This is a genomic window from Streptomyces sp. SDT5-1, from assembly GCF_052245995.1.
Taxonomy (GTDB): Bacteria; Actinomycetota; Actinomycetes; order Streptomycetales; family Streptomycetaceae; genus Streptomyces.
The window spans coordinates 4,715,059-4,730,960 of sequence record NZ_CM125963.1 but is presented as its reverse complement, the minus strand read 5'-3'; the positions used below and the strand labels follow the sequence as shown (position 1 = coordinate 4,730,960).

The 15,902-nt window shown below is 71.4% G+C and carries 17 protein-coding genes and 1 riboswitch; of the genes, 9 read left to right on the top strand and 8 right to left on the bottom strand.

Annotated features, from left to right (window positions below; genetic code table 11):
* Positions 1–368: 368 nt before the first annotated feature.
* Entirely contained in the window at positions 369–2,333 is a 1,965-nt protein-coding gene (locus tag ACTWJ8_RS21870) for a HelD family protein (protein WP_443264961.1), read from the bottom strand.
* 322 nt (positions 2,334–2,655) lie between these two features.
* Here ACTWJ8_RS21870 and ACTWJ8_RS21865 point away from each other — a divergent pair, with 322 nt between their 5' ends.
* Positions 2,656–3,315: an HD domain-containing protein gene (locus ACTWJ8_RS21865; protein WP_356375505.1), complete on the top strand. Its 660-nt coding sequence runs from the start codon at positions 2,656–2,658 to the stop codon at positions 3,313–3,315.
* Between the two features lie 167 nt (positions 3,316–3,482).
* Positions 3,483–4,694 (top strand): Cmx/CmrA family chloramphenicol efflux MFS transporter, encoded by a 1,212-nt coding sequence (locus ACTWJ8_RS21860; RefSeq protein WP_356375991.1) that lies wholly within the window; start codon positions 3,483–3,485, stop codon positions 4,692–4,694.
* Here ACTWJ8_RS21860 and ACTWJ8_RS21855 read toward each other — a convergent pair.
* Both ACTWJ8_RS21855 and ACTWJ8_RS21850 read right to left on the bottom strand, forming a co-directional pair.
* Positions 4,675–4,941: a DUF4031 domain-containing protein gene (locus ACTWJ8_RS21855; protein ID WP_356375508.1), complete on the bottom strand. Its 267-nt coding sequence runs from the start codon at positions 4,939–4,941 to the stop codon at positions 4,675–4,677. The two genes, ACTWJ8_RS21860 and ACTWJ8_RS21855, sit on opposite strands and share 20 nt — an antisense overlap.
* Complete coding sequence (locus ACTWJ8_RS21850) at positions 4,938–5,318, bottom strand: hypothetical protein (protein ID WP_356375511.1); 381 nt, start codon at positions 5,316–5,318, stop codon at positions 4,938–4,940. The genes ACTWJ8_RS21855 and ACTWJ8_RS21850 overlap by 4 nt, the downstream gene beginning before the upstream one ends.
* Before the next feature lie 92 nt (positions 5,319–5,410).
* Here ACTWJ8_RS21850 and ACTWJ8_RS21845 point away from each other — a divergent pair, with 92 nt between their 5' ends.
* The 3 genes from ACTWJ8_RS21845 (at position 5,411) to ACTWJ8_RS21835 (ending at position 9,145) form a co-directional block, all read left to right on the top strand.
* Positions 5,411–6,340, top strand: coding sequence for a MurR/RpiR family transcriptional regulator (locus tag ACTWJ8_RS21845; RefSeq protein WP_356375514.1), 930 nt, complete (start codon positions 5,411–5,413; stop codon positions 6,338–6,340).
* 248 nt (positions 6,341–6,588) lie between these two features.
* Positions 6,589–7,542, top strand: coding sequence for an N-acetylmuramic acid 6-phosphate etherase (gene murQ / locus ACTWJ8_RS21840; protein WP_443260066.1), 954 nt, complete (start codon positions 6,589–6,591; stop codon positions 7,540–7,542).
* 49 nt (positions 7,543–7,591) lie between these two features.
* Positions 7,592–9,145 carry a PTS transporter subunit EIIC gene (locus ACTWJ8_RS21835; protein ID WP_443260065.1) on the top strand — a complete coding sequence of 518 codons (1,554 nt, stop codon included), beginning with the start codon at positions 7,592–7,594 and terminating at the stop codon, positions 9,143–9,145.
* 66 nt (positions 9,146–9,211) lie between these two features.
* Here ACTWJ8_RS21835 and ACTWJ8_RS21830 read toward each other — a convergent pair whose 3' ends face one another.
* A complete protein-coding gene (locus ACTWJ8_RS21830) occupies positions 9,212–9,571 on the bottom strand; it encodes a MerR family transcriptional regulator (RefSeq protein ID WP_356375522.1) in 360 nt (119 codons plus the stop codon).
* Between the two features lie 127 nt (positions 9,572–9,698).
* Here ACTWJ8_RS21830 and ACTWJ8_RS21825 point away from each other — a divergent pair, with 127 nt between their 5' ends.
* The 4 genes from ACTWJ8_RS21825 to ACTWJ8_RS21810 all read left to right on the top strand — a co-directional run bounded on the left by ACTWJ8_RS21825 (position 9,699) and on the right by ACTWJ8_RS21810 (position 11,456).
* A complete protein-coding gene (locus tag ACTWJ8_RS21825; protein WP_443260064.1) occupies positions 9,699–10,277 on the top strand; it encodes a DsbA family oxidoreductase in 579 nt (192 codons plus the stop codon).
* Between the two features lie 33 nt (positions 10,278–10,310).
* On the top strand, positions 10,311–10,631 hold the full coding sequence (locus ACTWJ8_RS21820; RefSeq protein WP_443260063.1) for a DMT family transporter: 321 nt from the start codon (positions 10,311–10,313) through the stop codon (positions 10,629–10,631).
* A 73-nt stretch (positions 10,632–10,704) separates the two neighbouring features.
* A complete protein-coding gene (locus ACTWJ8_RS21815; RefSeq protein ID WP_443260062.1) occupies positions 10,705–11,109 on the top strand; it encodes a DMT family transporter in 405 nt (134 codons plus the stop codon).
* 59 nt (positions 11,110–11,168) lie between these two features.
* On the top strand, positions 11,169–11,456 hold the full coding sequence (locus ACTWJ8_RS21810) for a hypothetical protein (RefSeq protein WP_356375532.1): 288 nt from the start codon (positions 11,169–11,171) through the stop codon (positions 11,454–11,456).
* Between the two features lie 74 nt (positions 11,457–11,530).
* On the opposite strand, the gene groL is transcribed toward ACTWJ8_RS21810, so the two are convergent.
* The 4 genes from groL to thrC all read right to left on the bottom strand — a co-directional run bounded on the left by groL (position 11,531) and on the right by thrC (position 15,715).
* Positions 11,531–13,153 (bottom strand): chaperonin GroEL, encoded by a 1,623-nt coding sequence (groL, locus tag ACTWJ8_RS21805; RefSeq protein WP_356375535.1) that lies wholly within the window; start codon positions 13,151–13,153, stop codon positions 11,531–11,533.
* Between the two features lie 304 nt (positions 13,154–13,457).
* A complete protein-coding gene (locus tag ACTWJ8_RS21800) occupies positions 13,458–13,664 on the bottom strand; it encodes a cold-shock protein (protein ID WP_030576453.1) in 207 nt (68 codons plus the stop codon).
* Between the two features lie 422 nt (positions 13,665–14,086).
* A complete protein-coding gene (locus tag ACTWJ8_RS21795; protein ID WP_188337653.1) occupies positions 14,087–14,362 on the bottom strand; it encodes a MoaD/ThiS family protein in 276 nt (91 codons plus the stop codon).
* A gap of 51 nt (positions 14,363–14,413) precedes the next feature.
* Positions 14,414–15,715, bottom strand: a complete 1,302-nt coding sequence (gene thrC / locus ACTWJ8_RS21790) for a threonine synthase (RefSeq protein WP_356375539.1) — start codon at positions 15,713–15,715, stop codon at positions 14,414–14,416.
* An 18-nt stretch (positions 15,716–15,733) separates the two neighbouring features.
* Positions 15,734–15,888, bottom strand: a riboswitch (SAM riboswitch).
* Between the last annotated feature and the right edge of the window lie 14 nt (positions 15,889–15,902).

Here is a 15,902-nt window from a genome sequence, read left to right as displayed (position 1 = left end):
CGGGCCCACGGGGGCCGAGCCCCCGGAGGGGGCGGGAGGGCGGGAGACAAGCGGGCAACCTAGCCAGACCACGGTGCCGCGCAACCGAGGTGTCAGGCCCGGCGGCGGCATCAGCGGTGCCGCGTCACAACAACGGCTAGCCCCACCCTGGCACGGGCCCCGAACCCGCGGGGGCCAAGCCCCCGGAAGGGGCGGGAGGGTGGGAGATAGGCGGGCAGCCGGGCCAGGCCGCCGTGACGCGCACGCGTCGCGGCCGACACCCACCCCGGCCCAGCCCGAAAGCACCACGCCGCGCAACCAGAACGGCAAGCGCCCACCCGGGCACGGCCCCGTGCCACGCACCAGGGACGGCCCACGCCCACCCCGCCCTACGTCAACTGCCGCGGCAGCGGGGACGTGTGGGTCACCAGGAGGCCGGAGACCGCTCGCGTCAGCGAGACGTACAGGCGGCGCAGGCCCGTGCGCGGGTCCGGTTCCGCGGAGACGATCGTCGCGGGGTCGTCCAGGACCACGTAGTCGTATTCGAGGCCCTTGGCCAGGGACGCCGGGACCAGTGTGAGGCGGGTGGCCGCCGACGTCTCCTCGCCCGGCGCGAGGAACGGGAGGCCCGCCTCCGTGAGCTCCGCCGCGAGCGCCCCGCACCGCTCGTCCGCCGCGATCAGGCCGACCGAGCCCTCGTTCCGCAGCGACTCGACGCAGGCCGCCACCACGTCCCCGTCCCCGGAGACCTCCCGCACCTCGAACGCCCCGGGGTTCTCACGCACCGACGCCACCGGCGCGAGCCCCGGCGCGATGTCCGGCAGCAGCCGGGACGCGTACGTGATGACGTCCGTCGGGACACGGAAGCCCGCCGTGAGTTCCTCGACCACGGCGTCCGGCTTCCCGAGGTGGGACAGCGCCTCGTCCCAGCTCCGCGTCGCCCACGGCGTCGTCCCCTGCGCCAGGTCTCCGAGGACCGTCACCGAGCCCGTCGTCGCGCGCCGCCCGACGGCCCGGTACTGCATGGGCGACAGGTCCTGCGCCTCGTCGAGCACCACGTGGCCGAGCGAGTGCGTCCGCTCGATCAGGTCGAGCGCCTCGTCGATCAGCACCGCGTCCGCAAGGGACCACTTGGCGCTCTTCACGCTCCGCGCCGGCTTCACCCACAGCACGGCCTTCTGTTCGTCCGCGCTCAGCACGCCCTGCGCGTGCTCGGCGAGGAAGTCGGCGTCGGACAGCAGCCGCAGCACCAGCTTCGCCGGGTCGACGGCCGGCCACACCTCCTTGACCAGGGCCTTCACGGCGGTGTTGCGCGCCACCGCGTTCTGCACGCGGTCGTCGGGCGCCTCGCCCGCCCGCTCCATCTGGACGAGCACGGCGTGCGCGATCCGCTGCGGCAGGGCCTCGCGCGCGGCCCCGTACCGCATGTCGCGGGCCATCAACTCGCGGACGATCTCCTCCAGTTCGTAGGAAGGGACGCGCCAGCGGCGGGAGCCGCGCACCACGACGACGCCCTCGCCCGGCAGCGTGATGTGCGAGCGCAGCGCCCGCCGCAGCACCTCCGCCATCCGCGCGTCGCCCTTCACGAGGGCGGCGGCGGGCTCGTCGACGCCCCGCACCTCCACGTGCGCCACGAGGTCGTCGACGGTCGCCTGCTTGACCTCGAGTTCGCCGAGCGCCGGGAGCACCTGCTCGATGTAGTGGAGGAAGGAGGCGTTCGGCCCGATCACGAGGGTGCCGGTGCGGGCGAGGCGCTCCCGGTGCGCGTACAGGAGGTACGCGACGCGGTGCAGGCCGACGGCCGTCTTTCCGGTGCCGGGGCCGCCCTGCACGCACACCGATCCGGCGAGCCCGCTGCGGACGATCTCGTCCTGCTCGGGCTGGATGGTCGCGACGATGTCCCGCATCGGGCCGACGCGCGGCCGTTCGATCTCCTGCTGGAGCAGTTTGCTCGTCTGCTCGGCCTCGGCGGGGTCCGTGAGGTGTTCGTCCTCGTACGCGGTGAGGTCGCCGCCGGTGTAACCGAAGCGGCGGCGCAGCGCGACGTCCATCGGGTCCTTCTTGGACGCCCGGTAGAAGGGCTGGGAGACGGGGGCGCGCCAGTCGATGACCATGGGGTCGCCGTCGGCGTCGTGCACGTGCCGCCGCCCGATGTAGAACTGCTCGCCCTCGGCGCCCTCGGCCTGTTCGGCGCCGGGGGCGTGCAGGTAGTCGAGGCGGCCGAAGAACAGCGGGGTGTGGCTGAGGTCGGCGAGCGCCTTGATCCGCTCGTCGATCTGCCGCTGGAGCACCTCGGCGTTCACCCAGTTCGCGGTGACGTCGCGGATGTCGAGCGCCTGCGCGTCCTCGCGCATGGCGCGCAGGGCGGCGCGGGACGAGACCAGGTGCTCGCGCTCGCGGTCGAGGGGCGAGGCTTCGGCCGGTGCCGAGGTCGACGACGGTGACGTGCTGCTCACGGGGTGCTGCCTCCGAATCCGGGTACGCGCATACGACGGTCCCGGCCGGTTTCCGACCGGTCGGCGGCGCTCCGGCCGCCCGGAGACCACGGACACGGTCCTTCGGGCGGGGAGGCGGGCAAGACGGGCGAGTGTACGGGACACCGTCCTGCCGGAGCGAACGGTTTTTCCGGGGCAGGGTGCCGCGGGGCCCGGGACGACAGGGCCTAGGGTCGACCCCATGACGGACCACCACGACGAGACGGCCACCCATGAGCTGCGGGAGCGCTGGGCCAGGACCCTGCGCGCGGTGACGGCGGACGCGGGGGTGGACCCGTATCCGTACGCCGACAATCTGCTGGGCCGGTGGTCCGAGCCGCAGCGCAAGTACCACACGGTCGCGCATCTGACGGCGGTGCTCGACCACATCGACGTACTGGAGGAGCACGCGGAGGAGCCGGAGCTGGTGCGGCTGGCGGCGTGGTTCCACGACGCGGTGTACCGGCCCGACCGTTCGGAGAACGAGGAGCGTTCCGCCGCCCTCGCCGAACGTGCCCTGGCGGAGGCCGGGTTGGCGGCGGACGCCGTCGCCGAGGTGGCCCGTCTGGTCCGCCTCACCGTCGGCCACGACCCGTCGGACGACGACACCAACGGCGAGGCGCTGTGCGACGCCGACCTGGCGATCCTGGCGTCCCCCGCGCCCGCCTACGCGGCGTACACGAAGGCCGTCCGCGAGGAGTACGCCTTCGTGCCGGTGGAGGCGTTCCGGGAGGGGCGGGCTGCGGTGCTGCGTCAACTCCTCGATCTGCCGCGCCTGTTCAGGACCCCGTACGGCAGGGCGCACTGGGAGTCGGCGGCCCGCGAGAACCTGACCGCCGAGCTGGATCTGCTCGCTCCCTGACCGCCGCTCGCGGCGTGTGTGAACGGCGTACGAACAGTGCGCCACGTCCCGCGCGCCCGGGAATGCCACCCGTGACACCCCGGTTGGCTCCTTACATGTCCCCACAGTCCCCGCCAGACTCCCCCGACACCGAGCTCCGCTCACCCAAGTCCCGTACGACGGCCAGGATGCCCCTGGCCGTCTACATGCTCGGCCTCAGCGTCTTCGCCCTCGGCACCAGCGAGTTCATGCTCTCCGGGCTGCTGCCCGCGGTCGCCGACGACATGGATGTCACGATCCCGCAGGCCGGGCTGCTGATCTCGGCCTTCGCCATCGGCATGGTGGTGGGCGCCCCGCTGCTCGCCGTGGCGACGCTGCGGCTGCCGCGCCGCACCACCCTGATCTCGCTCATCACCGTGTTCGGCCTCGGCCAGATCGCGGGCGCGCTCGCCCCTTCGTACGCGGTCCTGTTCGCGTCCCGTGTCGTCTCGGCGCTCGCCTGCGCCGGGTTCTGGGCGGTCGGCGCGGCCGTCGCCATCGCGATGGTGCCGGTGAACCAGCGGGCCCGCGCCATGGCCGTGATGATCGGCGGCCTGTCGATCGCGAACGTGCTGGGCGTGCCCGCGGGCGCGTTCCTCGGCGAGGGGCTCGGCTGGCGCTCCGCGTTCTGGGCGGTCGGCGCCGCGTCGGCGATCGCCCTCGCGGGCATCGTGACGCTGGTGCCGCGGATCCCGCTGCCGGACGAGAAGCCGCGCCTGAGGCGGGAGTTGAGCATCTACGCGGACCGTCAGGTGTGGCTCTCCATCGCGGTCACCGCGCTCGCGGCGGGCGGCGTGTTCTGCGCGTTCAGCTATCTGTCGCCGCTCCTGACGGATGTCGCGGGCCTGCCCGACGGCTGGGTGCCCGCCGTCCTCGCGCTCTTCGGCATCGGCGCGCTCGTCGGCACGACGCTGGGCGGGCGGATCGCCGACGCGCACCTCTTCGGGGTGCTGCTGACCGGCATCACGGCCTCGACCGTCTTCCTGGCGGCGCTCGCGCTGCTCGGCCACTTCGCGGTCGCGGCGGTGGCGCTGTCGTTCCTGCTGGGCTTCTCGGCGTTCTACACGGCGCCCGCCCTGAACGCCCGGATGTTCAACGTCGCGGGCGCGGCGCCCACGCTGGCGGGCGCCACCACGACCGCCGCGTTCAACCTGGGCAACACGGGCGGGCCCTGGCTCGGCGGCACGGTCATCGACGCGGATCTCGGCTACCCGGCCACGGCCTGGGCCGGCGGCGCCATGACGGTCGTCGCGCTGGCGCTGACGGCGGTGTCGCTGCGGCTGCACCGGCGTACGGCCTCGAAGGTCGTCACGGGTTCCGGCGCCGCGGCGCTCCCCGACCTCACCAGGGTCGACCTTTAGGCCTGCGCAGGCCCGCCTCCGTGAGCCTGCGCACCAGTTCCTTCGAGCCGATCTCGACGGCGCCCGCGCGCACCGCGTCCCCGTACCGGTGCGACGGGATGTCGTAGTGGTCGCGCTCGAAGGCGCGCGGCGGCACGCCGAGCCGCTCGGCGAACGCGTGCAGCTCCTCGTACGAGACGTCGCTGACCAGGTGCGACCACATGCGGTCGTGTCCCGGCCAGTTCGGCGGATCGATGTAGACGGTCACCCCGACACCGACCCGAGGCCCCCGACCGGCGCGACGACGACGCCCGCCTCCGAGCACACCCAGTGCGGGTCGGCGCCCAGCTCGGGCTCCACGTCGAGGGCGTGCGGGGCCTGCGCGCCCGAGTCGGGGCCGCACACCGGGCAGAGCGGCCAGCGGCCGTGCCGCTCCAGGATCCCGTCCTTGACGTCCTGGGCGACGAGTCCGGTCACGAACTCCACGCCTTCCGGCCACTGCTCCACCCACCAGCGCCGCGAGACGATCGACTCCTCGACGAGCGAGACGATGTCCGCCTCCGCCACGTCGTCCGCCTTCAGATCCGCGAGTACGAGCGCGCGGGCGGCGTGCAGGGCCTGCTCCAAGGGGCTGATGGTGTCCATACCCCCAATTGTGCGCCCGGTGGTCCTCCGTCCATGACGTGTGAGCCGAACGACCCTTGACCGGGCCCGCCCCCGAAAATATCTTTCAATACGTGAGCAATGACGTGAAGGAAAGTTTCGCAGGCGACGCGCCCCCGGCACCCGCGGCCCTCGCCGCCAAGGTGCGCACCCTCGCGCCGTCCATGACCCGGTCCATGCAGCGGGTCGCCGAGGCGGTCGCCGGGGACCCGGCCGGCTGCGCCGCCCTGACCGTCACCGGACTCGCCGAGCTCACCGGCACCAGCGAGGCCACGGTCGTCCGCACCGCCCGCCTCCTCGGCTACCCCGGCTACCGGGACCTGCGCCTCGCGCTCGCCGGGCTCGCCGCCCAGCAGCAGTCGGGCCGGGCGCCCGCCGTCACCGCGGACATCGCCGTCGACGACCCGCTGACCGACGTCGTCGCCAAGCTCGCCTACGACGAGCAGCAGACCCTCGCCGACACCGCCGCGGGGCTCGACACCGCGCAGCTCGGCGCCGCCGTGACCGCGATGGCGGGCGCGGGCCGCGTCGAGATCTACGGCATGGCGGCGTCCGGGCTCGTCGCCCAGGACCTCGCGCAGAAGCTGCTGCGCATCGGGCGGCACGCGTACGCGCACTCCGATCCGCACCTGGCCGTCACGAACGCGGTGACGCTGCGCGCCGGGGACGTCGCCGTCGCCATCACGCACTCCGGCACGACCGGCGACGTGATCGAACCGCTGCGCGTCGCCTTCGAGCGGGGCGCCACGACGATCGCGATCACCGGGCGGCCCGGGAGCCCGGTGTCCCAGTACGCCGACCACATACTCACGACGTCCATCGCCCGCGAGAGCGAGCTGCGGCCCGCGGCGATGTCCTCGCGGACCAGCCAGCTCCTGGTCGTGGACTGCCTGTTCGTGGGCATCGCGCAACGCACGTACGAGTCGGCCGCGCCGGCGCTGGCCGCGTCCTACGAGGCCCTGGCCCACCGCCACCAGCCCGCTCCGCGGGGGAGCCGCTCATGACTCCGGCCGCCCCGTTCCCGACGCCACGGGTTCCGCCCCGGACCCCGCAGGCTCTCGTCCGAAAGCGGCGCTTGATCCGACGGCACCCGCCGCCGATGGGAGCACACAGGCGCCCGGGACGCGGAAGTCTCGACGAATCAAGCCTCGCCGGCGATTGAGGCGCGGGGTCCGGGGCAGCGCCCCGTGACCGCAACCCCGCCCCGGCGCAACAGAACCTCCCGCCACACACAGAGAGCCGCAGCCTGACGATGACCGCCACCCCCGACGCCGACTCCACCTACGCCGACCTCCGCGCCCAGCTCGACACCCTCACGACGGAGGCGTTCCGGCCCGAGCTCGCCGAGATCGACCAGCTGCCCACGCTGGAGATCGCCAAGCTGATGAACGGCGAGGACGCCACCGTGCCGACCGCCGTCGCCGCCCAGCTCCCCCGGATCGCCGCCGCCATCGACGGCATCGCCGACCGCATGGCCCGCGGCGGCCGCCTGATCTACGCGGGCGCGGGCACCGCGGGCCGGATGGGCGTGCTCGACGCCTCCGAGTGCCCGCCCACCTTCAACACCTGGGACGGCCAGGTCGTCGGCCTGATCGCGGGCGGCCCCGACGCCATGGTCAAGGCCGTCGAGGGCGCCGAGGACTCCGAGGAGCTGGCCGCCGCCGACCTGGACGGCATCGACCTCACCGAGAACGACATCGTCGTCGGCATCTCCGCCTCGGGCCGCACCCCGTACGCGATCGGCGCCGTCGAGCACGCCCGCGCCCGCTACGGCGCGCTCACCGTCGGCCTGTCCTGCAACGCGGACAGCGCTCTGGCCGCCGCCGCGGACCACGGCATCGAGGTCGTCGTGGGACCCGAGCTGCTCACCGGCTCCACCCGCCTGAAGGCGGGCACGGCCCAGAAGCTCGTGCTCAACATGCTGTCGACGATCTCCATGATCCGGCTCGGCAAGACGTACGGGAACCTCATGGTCGACGTGCGTGCCTCCAACGAGAAGCTGCGGGCCCGCTCCCGCCGCATCGTCTCCCTCGCCACCGGCGCCGACGACGCCGCCATCGAGGCCGCGCTCGCCGCGACCGACGGCGAGGTCAAGAACGCCATCCTCGTCGTCCTCGGCGACGTCGACGGCCCCACGGCCGAACGCCTCCTCACGGAGTCCGACGGCCATCTGCGCGCCGCGCTCGCGGCCGCCGCCACCCGGTAGTCCCCCGCCCGTCCCCGAGCACCACCCGCACAGCAAGGCACAACGCACCATGGCCGATAACGCCGAGAACAAGAACCGCGCCGTCGCCGCCGCGATCCTCCCGCTCGTCGGCGGCGCAGCGAACGTCACCTCTGTCGTCCACTGCATGACCCGGCTCCGGCTGGGCCTCGCGGACCGTTCGCTCGTCCAGGACGAGGCGCTCAAGGCGCTTCCCGACGTCATGGGCGTCGTCGAGGACGAGACGTACCAGATCGTGCTCGGGCCGGGGAAGGTCGCCCGGGTCACGCCCGAGTTCGAGACCCTGGTCGAGGAGGGCAGGGCCGCCGCCCCGGCGCCCGAGCCCGCGCCCGCGGGCGGTTCCGCCGGGCACAGCGCCGACGACCTCGCCGCCCAGGGCGCCGCGATCAAGGCGCAGCAGAAGGCGAAGAACGCCACCCCGTTCAAGCTCTTCCTGCGCAGGATCGCCAACATCTTCGTGCCGCTGATCCCGGCCCTGATCGGCTGCGGCATCATCGCCGGCATCAACGGCCTGATGATCAACCTGGGCTGGCTGCCCGCGGTCACCCCGGCGCTCGGCGCGATCGCCTCCGGCTTCATGGCGCTGATCGCGGTGTTCGTCGGCTACAACACCGCCAAGGAGTTCGGCGGTACGCCGATCATCGGCGGCGCCGTCGCGGCGATCATCGTCTACCCGGGCGTCGCCGACATCTCGGCGTTCGGGCACAAGCTGGCCCCCGGCCAGGGCGGTGTGCTGGGCGCGCTCGGCGCGGCCGTGCTCGCGGTCTACGTCGAGAAGTGGTGCCGCAAGTGGGTGCCCGAGTCGCTGGACGTGCTGGTCACGCCCACGCTCACGATCCTGATCTCGGGCCTGGTCACGATCTTCGGCCTGATGTTCGTGGCGGGCGAGGTCTCCACCGCCATCGGCACGGGCGCCAACTGGCTCCTGGAGAACACCGGCGTCTTCGCGGGCGCGGTCCTCGGCGGCCTCTTCCTGCCGCTGGTCATGCTGGGCCTGCACCAGGCCCTGATCCCGATCCACACCACGCTCATCGAGCAGCAGGGCTACACGGTCCTGCTGCCCATCCTCGCGATGGCGGGCGCGGGCCAGGTCGGCGCGGCGATCGCCGTCTTCAAGAAGCTCAAGCACAACACGTCGATCCGCAAGACCATCAAGTCGGCGCTCCCCGCGGGCTTCCTGGGCGTCGGCGAGCCCCTCATCTACGGTGTCTCGCTGCCGCTGGGCCGCCCCTTCATCACGGCGTGCGTCGGCGGAGCGGCGGGCGGCGCGTTCATCGGCGTCTTCTCGATGCTCGGCTACCAGGTCGGCTCCACGGCCATCGGCCCGTCCGGCTGGGCGCTGTTCCCGCTCCTCGACGGCAACAAGGGGCTGGGCCTGACCTGCGCGATCTACCTCGGCGGCCTGCTCGTCGGCTACGTCGTCGGGTTCCTCGCCACGTACTACTTCGGCTTCACGCAGGACATGCTCGTCGAGTTCAACCAGGACGTCGACGCGGGCGAGTCCCCCGCGGCCCACGCGGAGGCCCAGCCGGCGCCCGCGTCTCCGGGCTCCGACCCCGAACCGAGGGAACCGGCGAAGATCTGACCCCGCCGGCACTCCCCCGAAACACCCGGGCCCCACGGACTGCGTTCCGTGGGGCCCGGTCGCGTGTCAGACCTTGGCGCCGGGCAGGGCCGTCTCGGCGCGCAGCGCCTGCAAGGTGTCCAACTCGCGCTCGACGTCGCGCCGCTTCGCCTCGAGACGCTCGGCCTGCTCGGCGAACAGCCGCTCCATGACGCCGTTGCGCTCCTCGATCGGCGCCTCCATGCACGGCAGCACCTCGTCGATGGTGGAGCTGCCGAGACCCGCCGCGAACAGGTGCTGGATCATGACGACCCGCTCGACCATGGACGCGTCGAAGTCGCGCCAGCCACCGGGCGTGCGCTCGGACCGGATCAGCCCGTGCTGCTCGTAGTACCGCAGGGACCGCGTACTGACGCCGCTGGCAGCCGCCAGCTCACCGATGCGCATGAGACCTACCTCCTGAAGCGGTTGTGAACTGCTCGCCGACGCCCGTTCCTTGAAGTTGACACCGGCGTGAAGTTACACGATCTCCGTGTCGCACTCACCGGAGTGCACCGAGGAACCGGAGATCGCAGTGACCGCTCGCAGCCGAATTCAGCTCCACCTCTGGTCGGACTACGTCTGCCCGTTCTGCCTGATCGCCGACGAACTGGTCGAGCGCGCGATCACCGGCCGCACCGACGTCGACGTCGTCCACCACGCCCACGAGTTGAGCCACGGGCCGCCGCAGCCGCCGGAGATCTGGCAGCACGCCGTGTACCCGATGGCACGCCACCACCGGGTGCCGATCCGGCTGCCGACCGTGTCGCCGCCGCCCCGCACCGATTCGGCGTTCCGCGGCGCCCGGTACGCGGCCCGGCACGGGCGGTCCCGGGCCTACCACCGGCGCGTACTGACGGCCTACTTCCGCGAGGACCTCGACATCGGGGACCGGGCGGTCCTGGCCCGTCTCGCCGAGGAGTCAGGACTCGACCCGGTCGCCTACGCCGCGGCCCTCGACGAGCCGGAGTACGCCGCCGAGCACCGGCGTGAGCTGGCCGAGTCGGCCCGGATGAACCTCACCGTCGTCCCCACGATCGTCATCGGCAGCCACCGCATCGACGGCGTCGCCACCGAGGACGCGATCCGCCGGGCGCTCTCCCTCCTCGCGTAACCACCCGCACTTACGTCACCCAAGGACACCGTCATGCACTGGCTCCACCTCTCCCTCGCCGTCGTCTTCGAGATCACCGTCGCCCTCACCGCCGGCCGCGCCCAGGGCTTCACCCGCCCCGGCTGGACCATCGCCACGCTGCTCAGCGGCGGCATCGCCACCTACCTCCTCAGCCAGGCCCTGCTGACCTTCGAGGTCGGTGTCGGCTACGCGATCTGGACCGCGTCCGCCGGTGTCGGAATCGTCGTCCTCGGCGCGCTCCTGTTCGGGCAGCGCCTCGACTGGCGCAAGTTCCTCGGCATCGCCGCCGTCATCGTCGGAGTCGTCGGCCTCCAGCTCAGCGGCGCGGCCTGACCGCCCGCGCACCCGTCGACCTGCGAAAACACGATCCGCGCAAACACGAGAACACCCCGCGAAAGGAACCCTCATGTCCACCACCGCCGCCACCACTGCCACCGCCTCCGCCGACACGTCCGCCGAGGCCACCACGCGCGGGGACCGCGCCCGCGCCTGGCCGGTGCTGCTGCTCGCCGGGGCCTTCGAGATCGCCTACGCCCTGGCCGTGGGCGGCAGCCAGGGCTTCACGGTGCTGTCCTGGTCGCTCGTCGCCGTCGCCTTCTTCCTGCTGACGCTCTTCGCCCTGAGCCTGGCCCTGCGCACCATCGACGTCGGTATCGGATACGCCGTGTGGGCCGGCATCGGCGCCGTCGGCGCGGCGCTGCTCGGCCCTGTCTTCTTCGACGAGACGCTCACCCCGGCCAAGGGCCTCTGGCTCGCCCTGATCATCGGCGGCGTCGTCTGGCTCAAGCTCTCGGACGGCCCGAAGCGGTGACGTCACCCCAGGCCGTCGCTCGGCATGCGGGGGGCCTCGGCCTCCCGCATCCTGAGCGCATGGCTGACAGCACCTTTTCGAAGATCTCCTGGACCGAGTTCCGCCCGGACCGGCGCCTGCTGACGGCGGGCGCCGTGCTCACGGGGGTCGGCACGCTCACGGCGATGGCCGGTGCGGGCGTCCTCGTCTACGAGCTGGCCCGCGCGGGCCGCAGCTGGACCGGAACGTGGGACACCCCACCGTCCGAACTCGCCACCCGCGCCTTCCACCAGGCGCAGGCCGCCGCCACCAGCGCGGGGCGCGCGGGGCGCGACACCTGGAAGTCCTTCCAGGAGAACGCGGCATAACGCACAAGGGCGGCCCCGACTCGGCGAAGAGTCGGGGCCGCCCTCTGCTACGGACGGGCTGAACCGTTACCGGCTCAGAAGTCCATGTCACCGCCCGGCATGCCGCCCGGAGCGGCCGCGGCGGCCTTCTCCGGCTTGTCGGCGATGACGGCCTCGGTGGTGAGGAACAGCGCGGCGATGGAGGCGGCGTTCTGCAGCGCGGAGCGCGTCACCTTCGCCGGGTCGATGATGCCCTCGGCGATCATGTCGACGTAGTCGCCCGTGGCGGCGTTCAGACCGTGACCGACGGTCAGGTTGCGCACCTTCTCCACGACGACGCCACCCTCGAGACCACCGTTGACGGCGATCTGCTTGAGCGGGGCCTCCAGGGCGAGCTTCACGGCGTTGGCGCCGGTCGCCTCGTCACCCTCGAGCTCGAGCTTCTCGAAGACCGCGGAGGCCTGGAGGAGGGCCACGCCACCACCGGCGACGATGCCCTCTTCGACGGCCGCCTTCGCGTTGCGGACGGCGTCCTCGATGCGGTGCTTGCGCTCCTTGAGCTCGACCTCGGTGGCCGCGCCCGCCTTGATGACGGCCACGCCGCCGGCGAGCTTGGCGAGGCGCTCCTGGAGCTTCTCGCGGTCGTAGTCCGAGTCGCTGTTCTCGATCTCGGCACGGATCTGGTTGACGCGACCCTGGACCTGGTCGCTGTCACCGGCGCCGTCGACGATGGTCGTCTCGTCCTTGGTGATGACGACCTTGCGGGCGCGGCCGAGCAGGTCGAGACCGGCGTTCTCCAGCTTGAGGCCGACCTCCTCGGAGATGACGGTGCCGCCCGTGAGGATGGCGATGTCGCCGAGCATGGCCTTGCGGCGGTCACCGAAGCCCGGGGCCTTGACGGCGACGGACTTGAAGGTGCCACGGATCTTGTTGACGACCAGGGTCGACAGGGCCTCGCCCTCGACGTCCTCGGCGATGATCAGCAGCGGCTTGCCGGACTGCATGACCTTCTCGAGCAGCGGAAGGAGGTCCTTCACGTTGCCGATCTTCGAGTTGACGATCAGGATGTACGGGTCCTCGAGCGAGGCCTCCATACGCTCCATGTCGGTGGCGAAGTACGCCGAGATGTAGCCCTTGTCGAAGCGCATACCCTCGGTGAGCTCCAGCTCCAGACCGAAGGTCTGGGACTCCTCGACGGTGATGACGCCTTCCTTGCCGACCTTGTCCATGGCCTCGGCGATGAGCTCGCCGATCTGGGTGTCGGCGGCCGAGATGGAGGCGGTGGAGGCGATCTGCTCCTTGGTCTCCACCTCCTTGGCCTGCTCGAGAAGGGCGGCGGAGACGGCCTCGGTGGCGCGCTCGATGCCGCGCTTCAGGGCCATCGGGTTGGCGCCGGCGGCGACGTTGCGCAGGCCCTCGCGGACCAGGGCCTGGGCCAGGACGGTCGCGGTCGTCGTGCCGTCACCGGCGACGTCGTCCGTCTTCTTCGCGACCTCCTTGACCAGCTCGGCGCCGATCTTCTCGTACGGGTCCTCGAGCTCGATCTCCTTGGCGATGGACACACCATCGTTGGTGATCGTGGGGGCGCCCCACTTCTTCTCGAGGACGACGTTGCGACCCTTGGGGCCCAGGGTCACCTTGACGGCGTCGGCGAGCTGGTTCATGCCGCGCTCGAGGCCGCGCCGTGCCTCCTCGTCGAACGCGATGATCTTGGCCATGTGAAGTGGTCCTCCCGGACGGGGTGGAAACGCAAAAGGACCGTGCTGGTGCCCGCGACGGACGGCCTGCACACCTTGTGGCTCCTTGCACCACCCGGCCTGCGGACCTCACCGACCCGATCCAAGTTTTGTCACTCTCACTCGGAGAGTGCTAAGCCCAATGATTAGCACTCGACCCCTTCGAGTGCAAGGTGCTCCCCTGAACGCGCACGTCCCGGGCAGCACGAAGGGCCCGCCCCCGGTGAACCGGGAGACGAGCCCTCCATGACGTGCGACGTGCAAGCTTGCAGTCTGACGCGCGCGTTCAGCCGGCGGCCACGCGGACCATGTCGGCCTGCGGCCCCTTCTGGCCCTGCGAGATCTCGAACTCGACCCGCTGACCCTCTTCGAGGGTGCGGTAGCCGTCCATCTGAATCGCGCTGTAGTGGACGAAAACATCCGCACCACCGTCGACCGCGATGAAGCCGTACCCCTTCTCCGCGTTGAACCACTTGACGGTGCCCTGAGCCATGCCTAACTCCCCTATTACTGGCCCTTGCACAGGACCGCACTTCGCGGACCCGGGTCAGACCTCACCCCCCATTGGTTGGGGGTGTGCGCCGGAACGCGTCGACCGCGGCTGAATGTATCTGCCCAACTGCCGTCTGCAACAGGTCAATCGGACGAGAATTCTGGGCACGCCAGATCGGGGAAACCGGGGCAACTCACCGGTTCTCAGGGCAACTCGGGCCGCACAAATGCCGTAAAGGACCCGAAAGGGCAGGGCACTTTGGCTGCTTCTTGTCGGGCCGCGGGCGAGAACTCATATGCGCCCGTCATGCACCGTTCGTGAAATCGCAGCAGCTTCCCCAACTGTACCGCGCTCAACCATGCAGAATTGCCCCCTCCGCTTCTCTCGCGGAGGGGGCAATTCAGACGACAGTGGGTAATCGATCAGCCGCCGGCGACGGCGGGGATGATCGAGACGCCCGCGCCGTCGGGCGTGGCCGTCTCCAGGCCCTGCTCGAAGCGGACGTCGTCGTCGTTCACGTACACGTTGACGAAGCGACGCAGCTTGCCCTGGTCGTCGAGGACGCGGGCGGCGATGCCGGTGTGGTTCTTCTCGAGGTCGGCGATGACGTCGGCGAGGGTGGCGCCCTCGGCGGGGACCTCGGCCTGGCCGCCGGTGTAGGTGCGCAGGATGGTGGGGATGCGGACGTTGACGCTCATGCTGGGAACTCCCGTTGCTGCGAAGTCGGTGGGCTCAGTGGCGGGCCGGGCTCAGTGGTCGGCGGCGAGACCGGCGTCGCGGAACGCGTCCAGGCTCGGCCGGATGGTGGCGGTGGCCTGAGAGGAATCGGCGACCGCGTCGAGCGTCTTGAGCCCGTCACCGGTGTTCAGGACGACGGTGGTGAGCGAGGGGTCGATCTGGCCCGCCTCGATGAGCTTCTTCGTGACGCCGAGCGTCACACCGCCCGCGGTCTCCGCGAAGATGCCCTCCGTGCGCGCGAGCAGCTTGATCGCCTCGACGACCTGCTCGTCGTTCACGTCCTCCACGGCGCCGCCGGTGCGGCGGGCGATGTCGAGGACGTACGGGCCGTCGGCCGGGTTGCCGATGGCGAGGGACTTGGCGATGGTGTCCGGCTTCTGCGGGCGGACGACGTCGTGGCCGCCCTTGTACGCGACGGAGACCGGCGAGCAGCCCTCGGCCTGGGCGCCGAAGAGCTTGTAGGGCTTGTCCTCGACGAGGCCCAGCTTGATCAGCTCCTTCAGACCCTTGTCGATCTTCGTGAACTGGGAGCCGGACGCGATCGGGATGACCAGCTGGTCGGGCAGCTGCCAGCCGAGCTGCTCGCAGATCTCGTACGCGAGCGTCTTGGAACCCTCGCCGTAGTACGGGCGCAGGTTCACGTTCACGAAGCCCCAGCCCTCGCCCAGCGGGTCGCCGATGAGCTCGGAGCAGAAGCGGTTCACATCGTCGTAGTTGCCCTCGATGGCGACGAGGTCACCGCCGTAGACACCGGCCATGACGACCTTGCCCTGCTCCAGGTCGTGCGGGATGAACACGCAGGAGCGGAAGCCGGCGCGGGCGGCCGCGGCGCCGACGGCGCCGGCCAGGTTGCCGGTGGAGGAGCAGGAGAGGGTGGTGAAGCCGAAGGCGCGGGCGGCCTCGATGGCCTGCGCGACGACGCGGTCCTTGAAGGAGTGCGTGGGGTTGCCGGAGTCGTCCTTGACGAACAACTTGCCCTCGGCGACGCCCAGTTCACGGCCGAGGTTGTCGGCCTTGACGAGCTTGGTCCAGCCGGGGTTCAGGTTCGGCTTCTCGGCGACGTCGGCCGGGACGGGGAGGAGCGGGGCGTAGCGCCAGATGTTGGCGGGGCCGGCCTCGATCTGCTTGCGGAGCGCCTCGGGGTCGCCGTCGGGCAGGTCGTAGGCGACTTCGAGCGGTCCGAAACACTCGACGCAGGCGAAGACGGGGCCGAGCGGGACGACGGCGCCGCACTCCCGGCAGGAAAGGCCGGAGGCAGGACCGAGATCAACGGTCTTGGCGGTCGTTTCGGTGGCGACAGTCTGTACAGCCATGAGAGGCGAGGCCCTTTCTCCTCATCTTCCTCGCGACGCATCTCGCCGCGAGACGGATTTGGCACCTTCACTAGCCGGGAGCCTCGCGGGCGCACTGCGATGTGCGGACGAGACCGGCTGGAGGGTTGCCGGGGCTTCAACGGGCCGTATCCCTCTGCCCCTCTGGATGAGCGGTATTCGATTGTGT

Excerpts from the sequence above, each read along its gene's own strand:
- ACTWJ8_RS21830 (WP_356375522.1), bottom strand. The coding sequence starts at position 9,571 with ATGCGCATCGGTGAGCTGGCGGCTGCCAGCGGCGTCAGTACGCGGTCC.
- ACTWJ8_RS21865 (WP_356375505.1), top strand. The coding sequence starts at position 2,656 with ATGACGGACCACCACGACGAGACGGCCACCCATGAGCTGCGGGAGCGC.
- ACTWJ8_RS21870 (WP_443264961.1), bottom strand. The coding sequence starts at position 2,333 with ATGCGCGAGGACGCGCAGGCGCTCGACATCCGCGACGTCACCGCGAAC.
- groL (WP_356375535.1), bottom strand. The coding sequence starts at position 13,153 with ATGGCCAAGATCATCGCGTTCGACGAGGAGGCACGGCGCGGCCTCGAG.
- ACTWJ8_RS21835 (WP_443260065.1), top strand. The coding sequence starts at position 7,592 with ATGGCCGATAACGCCGAGAACAAGAACCGCGCCGTCGCCGCCGCGATC.
- murQ (WP_443260066.1), top strand. The coding sequence starts at position 6,589 with ATGACCGCCACCCCCGACGCCGACTCCACCTACGCCGACCTCCGCGCC.
- ACTWJ8_RS21815 (WP_443260062.1), top strand. The coding sequence starts at position 10,705 with ATGTCCACCACCGCCGCCACCACTGCCACCGCCTCCGCCGACACGTCC.
- ACTWJ8_RS21850 (WP_356375511.1), bottom strand. The coding sequence starts at position 5,318 with ATGGACACCATCAGCCCCTTGGAGCAGGCCCTGCACGCCGCCCGCGCG.
- ACTWJ8_RS21800 (WP_030576453.1), bottom strand. The coding sequence starts at position 13,664 with ATGGCTCAGGGCACCGTCAAGTGGTTCAACGCGGAGAAGGGGTACGGC.
- ACTWJ8_RS21820 (WP_443260063.1), top strand. The coding sequence starts at position 10,311 with ATGCACTGGCTCCACCTCTCCCTCGCCGTCGTCTTCGAGATCACCGTC.
- ACTWJ8_RS21810 (WP_356375532.1), top strand. The coding sequence starts at position 11,169 with ATGGCTGACAGCACCTTTTCGAAGATCTCCTGGACCGAGTTCCGCCCG.
- thrC (WP_356375539.1), bottom strand. The coding sequence starts at position 15,715 with ATGGCTGTACAGACTGTCGCCACCGAAACGACCGCCAAGACCGTTGAT.
- ACTWJ8_RS21795 (WP_188337653.1), bottom strand. The coding sequence starts at position 14,362 with ATGAGCGTCAACGTCCGCATCCCCACCATCCTGCGCACCTACACCGGC.
- ACTWJ8_RS21860 (WP_356375991.1), top strand. The coding sequence starts at position 3,483 with ATGCCCCTGGCCGTCTACATGCTCGGCCTCAGCGTCTTCGCCCTCGGC.